The sequence below is a fragment of the Actinomycetospora sp. genome (genome assembly GCF_055612215.1).
Genome location: NZ_JBVPVA010000085.1, coordinates 1 through 3,703 on the forward strand (window position 1 = coordinate 1; position 3,703 = coordinate 3,703).

Genomic DNA, 3,703 nt, shown 5'->3' on the forward strand with positions numbered 1-3,703 from the left:
CCGGCTGATCTCCAACGCCATCCCCGCGGTCGGGATGAGCGACGTCCTGTTGTTCGTTGCACCACTGTTGGTGGTCGTCGGCGCGGCCATCGCGACGGCGACGGGGTATGTCACCCTGCGCCTGTACGTGCGCAACTAGCAGAGGAGATCCCCCGGTGGCGAAGACGGCCGTCCCGACCGACTCGGGGCGCGCGAAGGAGCGCGCCGGCAAGAAGGCGTCCTCCAACCGCCCCGAGGACCGGCGCAAGATCGTCGCGACCAACCGCAAGGCGAAGTACGACTACCAGATCCTCGACGTCTACGAGGCCGGGATCGCCCTGCAGGGCACCGAGGTCAAGAGCCTGCGGGCCGGCCACGTCTCGCTCGCCGACGCCTTCGCGACGGTCACCGACGGCGAGGTGTGGCTGCGCGGCCTGCACATCCAGGAGTACGACTTCGGCAGCTGGACCAACCACGAGCCGCGCCGGCACCGCAAGCTGCTGCTGCACCGCGAGGAGATCGCCCGGCTGATCGGCAAGACCCGCGAGGGCGGGATGACCCTGGTCCCGCTGTCGATCTACTTCGCCGGCGGCCTCGCCAAGGTCGAGCTCGCGCTGGTGCGCGGCAAGGCGAGCCACGACAAGCGCCAGGCCATGGCCGAGCGGGACGCCAAGCGCGAGGCGGAGCGGATCGTCGGGCGCCGGATCAAGGGATGGTGACGGGCGCCCTCGAGACGCCGCTCGCGTCCGACGACGACGTCGCGGGCTGGGTCCGGTCGCTGCGCCTCGGCCCGGACGGGACCTCCGGCCTCGTCGACGTGCACGTGCACTTCCTGCCCGACCGGATGCTGCGCAAGGTCTGGGCCTACTTCGACGACGCGGTGTCCCACTACGGCTACGACTGGCCGATCCACTACAAGCTCCCCGAGGACGAGCGCCTGGCCCGGCTGCGCGCGTTCGGGGTCGAGACGTTCGCGCCGCTGGTCTACCCGCACAAGCCCGACATGGCCGCGTGGCTCACCGGCTGGGCACTGGACTGGGCCGCCGAGGTCGGAGAGGCGGTCCCCACCGCGACGCTCTTCCCCGAGGAGTCGGTGAGCACCTACCTCGGCGACGCGGTCGAGCGGGGCGCGCGGCTGGTCAAGGCGCACGTCCAGGTCGGCGGGTACGACCCGCGCGACCCGCTGCTCGACCCCGCGTGGGGGCTGCTCGCCGAGGCCGGGATCCCCGTCGTCGCGCACTGCGGCGACGGCCCGATCCCGGGGCGCCACACCGGGATCGAGATCATGGGCGAGGTGGTGGACCGGCACCCGCGCCTGCCGCTGGTGCTCGCCCACGCCGGGCTGCCCGACTACGACGCCGCCCTGCGGCTGGTCGAGCACCACCCGGCGGTGCGCCTCGACACGACGATGGTCGGGACCCCGTTCACCGAGCGCTTCGCGCCGCTCCCGCGCGACTGGGCCGCGCGGCTGGCCGACCTCTCCGGGGCCGGGCGCGTGGTGCTCGGCACCGACTTCCCGAACATCCCGTACGCCTCCTGGCGCCAGCTCGAGGCGATCCGGGGCTGGGCCCTCGCCGACGACCGGCTGGGCGAGGGGTTCCTGCGCTCGGTGCTGCACGACGCGCCGGCCGCGCTGCTCGGGGTCGGATGATCGCGGACGCTCCGGGCGTTATGATGGACAGTCCCGCCGGGCACCCTGGTGGGAGAAGGGGGTGACTGGTTTCGACTCCGGATGTTTGATCAGGAGAAGCGTGCCGAGGAAGGCGACGATGATCTCGATAACCACCCGTCGCAAGATATAAGCGCCGAGAACAGTACTCAGCGCGACCTCGTTCTTGCTGCCTGACAGCAAGGAGTGAGGTCTGTCGACCCGGGAGTGTCTCCGGCCCGGTAGTCGGCATCAGCTAGGAGACTCCACCGTCGGGCCCGGTCACGGGGTCCGGCGGGACATCGAACAGTGACTGGGGTCGTCACGCCGGCGTGTCTGCGCGACCGGCGGACCCGAGCAGAGACGAAGCAGACTGCGCACGGAGAAGTCCTGACGAGTGTTCGGAGGACCCGGGTTCGATTCCCGGCACCTCCACCCCCCGGCGGCCGGGGAGCCCACGCTCCCCGGCCGTCGTCGTGTCCGCCACCGCTCACCGACGAGATCCGTTTTCTCGGTGCTCTCCGCCTCAACACCCGTGGACCGCCACTCGCCCGGGTAATATCGTCACCCGTACGAGCGACGCCGTCCGGCACCTGCTCGACGCAGAGGAGGCAGGGGGAGCGGTCGTGACCTCCCAGGCACCGGTCGAGAAGACCAGGCCCGATCAGGACGGTGACGCTCTCCCCGACCCGCGCACGGAGCGTTCCGGGGTGATCACGGACGGCGCCGGGCACGGTATGCCCGTCGACCCGCCCACCGTGGCGCTGACCCTCGGCGTCGACGACGCGGCCGTCCACGGCGTCGACGAGGTGCTCGGCCGCGAGGTGCGGCTGGTCACGCTCCCGCCGGCGTCCGGGGAGACCCTCTCCGAGCGCATCGAGCAGGTCCGTCACCTCGCCCGGCTGCACCACCCCCACCTGCTCGAGGTCTACGACGTCGACGGGCTCGCGCCCGACACCGAGAGCACGCTCGTCCTCGAGAACGTGCCCGGTGAACCGCTGGCCGTGGTCCTGCGCGAGGGCCCGATCGCCGAGCCCGCCGTCGCCCGCATGGGTGCCCAGCTGGCCTCCGCGCTGGCCCACGCCCACGCGCACGGTGTGGAGCACGGCGCCATCGGCGCGGCGAGCATCCTGGTCGACCACGCGCACACCGAGGCCTGGCTCGTCGGGCTCACCGCGTCGTTGAGCGGACCGTTGCCGGTCGTCGACCCGGAGGACGACGACGACGGGGCCGCGCGGCGCCGCGCCGCCGACGTCCGGGCCCTGGCCGCCGTCCTCGGCGAGATCCTGGAGCACACGGCCGCGGTGACCGGCGGCGACGACCCCGAGGCCGTGACCCGCCCGACCACCCGCGAGCCCGACGTCGCGGCGTCGCCGCTCGCGGCTCTCCTGGCCGAGGTCGACGCCCCGGAGCCACCGAGTGCGGCCGCGTTCTCCGACCAGCTCGCGCGGGTCGCGCGCGGCGTGGCGGCCCACGAGGTGACCGAGGAGCCCGCCCGGCTCGTCCCCGTCGTCGCCTCCTGGCCCGAGAGCCCGGCCACGGGCTTCCCGGTACCCCCGGAACTGCTCGTCCCGGCCGCGCTGGCCGCGGGGCCCGCCGTCCACGCCCGCGGGGCGGGCGGCGTCACCCCGTTCACCGTGATCGGCCCCGCCGGGCGCCGGGCCCGCCGCGCCGGCGTGCTGGGGGCCGCCACGGCCACGCTCGCACTCGCGTCGGGCCTGGTCATCTGGGCGGGGGAGTCCCACCCCGTGCGCCCCGAGGCCCAGGCGGCGATCGGGGCGTCCACGCCGTCGTCGGTCGTCGCGCCCCCGCTGGTGCCGGCTCTCGACGCCGGCTCGCCGCCCGGGGGCGGTGGGGGCGGCGGGTCGTGGACCGGCGCCTCGAACGGGTCCGCCCACACCGCCGTCGGGGTCGCGTCCCGCAAGGCCGCGCTGCCCGAGGAGCCCTCGCGGGCGGCCCTGGTGTCGCCCGACACCGCGTCCTCGACCCGGCCGTCGCCGTCGTCGACCACGGGCGACCCGGCGGGCCCGTCGTCGACCACGCGCCCGACCACCACCACCCCGCCGCCGCGGACCA

At 74.2% G+C, this 3,703-nt stretch carries 3 protein-coding genes and 1 other RNA gene; all 4 read left to right on the plus strand.

What is annotated here, in order from left to right:
- Nucleotides 1–155 precede the first annotated feature (155 nt).
- Nucleotides 156–698, plus strand: coding sequence for an SsrA-binding protein SmpB (gene smpB, locus AC0CYZ_RS01985; RefSeq protein WP_472211775.1), 543 nt, complete (start codon nucleotides 156–158; stop codon nucleotides 696–698).
- The gene (locus tag AC0CYZ_RS01990) at nucleotides 692–1,630 is read left to right on the plus strand and encodes an amidohydrolase family protein (protein ID WP_472211778.1); all 939 of its coding nucleotides are present in this window, start codon (nucleotides 692–694) and stop codon (nucleotides 1,628–1,630) included. The genes smpB and AC0CYZ_RS01990 overlap by 7 nt, the downstream gene beginning before the upstream one ends.
- A gap of 57 nt (nucleotides 1,631–1,687) precedes the next feature.
- Nucleotides 1,688–2,065: a transfer-messenger RNA gene (gene ssrA / locus AC0CYZ_RS01995) on the plus strand.
- 188 nt (nucleotides 2,066–2,253) lie between these two features.
- Nucleotides 2,254–3,703, plus strand: a 1,450-nt coding sequence (locus tag AC0CYZ_RS02000) for a protein kinase (RefSeq protein ID WP_472211781.1), incomplete at its 3' end; no start/stop codon positions are given.